Source organism: Porphyrobacter sp. TH134 (assembly GCF_002855495.1).
Lineage (GTDB): Bacteria > Pseudomonadota > Alphaproteobacteria > Sphingomonadales > Sphingomonadaceae > Erythrobacter.
This window is the reverse complement of sequence record NZ_PKRO01000097.1, coordinates 1-1395: the sequence shown is the minus strand read 5'-3', so window position 1 is coordinate 1395 and position 1395 is coordinate 1. Positions and strand designations below refer to the sequence as shown.

The 1395-nt window shown below is 55.1% G+C and carries 1 protein-coding gene; it reads left to right on the top strand.

What is annotated here, in order from left to right; translation table 11 throughout:
• Positions 1–393 precede the first annotated feature (393 nt).
• Complete coding sequence (locus C0V72_RS16075; protein WP_324761556.1) at positions 394–1302, top strand: YobI family P-loop NTPase; 909 nt, start codon at positions 394–396, stop codon at positions 1300–1302.
• Positions 1303–1395 lie beyond the last annotated feature (93 nt).

The window sequence follows — 1395 nt, the reverse complement described above, 5'->3', positions numbered from 1 at the left end:
TCGGTCGTTTCTGGCGAAACCCCGGAATCAGCGATCAGCAAGCGCGTCAAGCGCAACCGGCTGATATCTCCCAACTACTTTTGAGGACAGGCTCTAAGATCAACATCGCTGGCCAAGCCGCCTCCAAGTCATATCATCCGTTCATCAGCTAGCCTAACCCTGTTCTCGAGGATAGTATTGAGTGACGCCTTGTCGCCGCACGACTTTTTAACGCGTTTTGCGACAAACCCATCTTTCCCATGACACAGCCTGAACGTCAGCTCTTGCCAGAAGCTGACGTTCAGCGCTTGCTTGCTCGGCGCAGCCCCTCCTCCCCACTTGTCCGCCAGCCGCTTGGTTTGCCGAGACTTTAGTTCCGTCTTTGGTCACTAATGAACCCGTGGTACGCGTATCTTGGGTACACTTTATCTAAAGGCTTCAAACTTGCTCGACCATCGAACGAAACTGGCGGGCTGGCTCACGACGGCTGCAAATCGGCTCACTCGGAAACCCGAGGAAGCAGGCGCTGGATCCCGATACGTCGACCTTGCCCCAACGGACCAAGCCGACCCGGCGGGTGTCTATTCGACTGCCCTGACAAAGGCGACCGAGAATCCCCGCGTGATGAACATCGCCCTCACAGGACCCTATGGATCAGGTAAGAGCAGCATCATCAAATCCTTCCTGAAGGGGTATAAGCGACCGGTTCTACAGATCTCCTTGGCGGCGTTCCTCCCTGAGGCCCTGCCCGAAACGGGGTCAACCAGCGGCAAGGTAGGCCGGCAGGAGATCGAGCGCAGCATCCTTCAGCAGATGCTCTACGGCGCCGATGCCAGACGGCTTCCGCTTTCGAGGTTCAAGCGGATACAGTCACCTGGCCGTTGGTCGATGCTGGCCTCTCTATTCATAATCTTCGGCGTCATCTCCTGCTGGCATCTGTTCCAGCAGCGAGACGCGATCATGGCGGGCACCTATTTTCGTCCGTTTGCTGTAGCGAACTGGTTAAATCTGCTCGCCTTCGCGATCGGCGGCGGATTCATTTGGACGGTCATCCATCATCTTTATGTCGCGAGTTTCGGTATATCCCTGAAGAGTATATCCCTGAAGGATATCGAGATCACGCCTAAAGCGGCGACCGAGGAATCAATACTGAATCGTCACCTAGACGAGATCATATATTTCTTCCAGTCCACCCAATATGACCTTGTCGTAATTGAAGATCTAGACCGGTTCAACAATTCCGACATCTTCGTGACGCTGCGCGAGATCAACAGCCTCGTGAACGCAAACCTGCGCGGCAAGCGGCACATCCGGTTTCTTTAGAGCCTGTCCTCAAAAGTAGTTGGGAGATATCAGCCGGTTGCGCTTGACGCGCTTGCTGATCGCTGATTCCGGGGTTTCGCCAGAAACGACCGA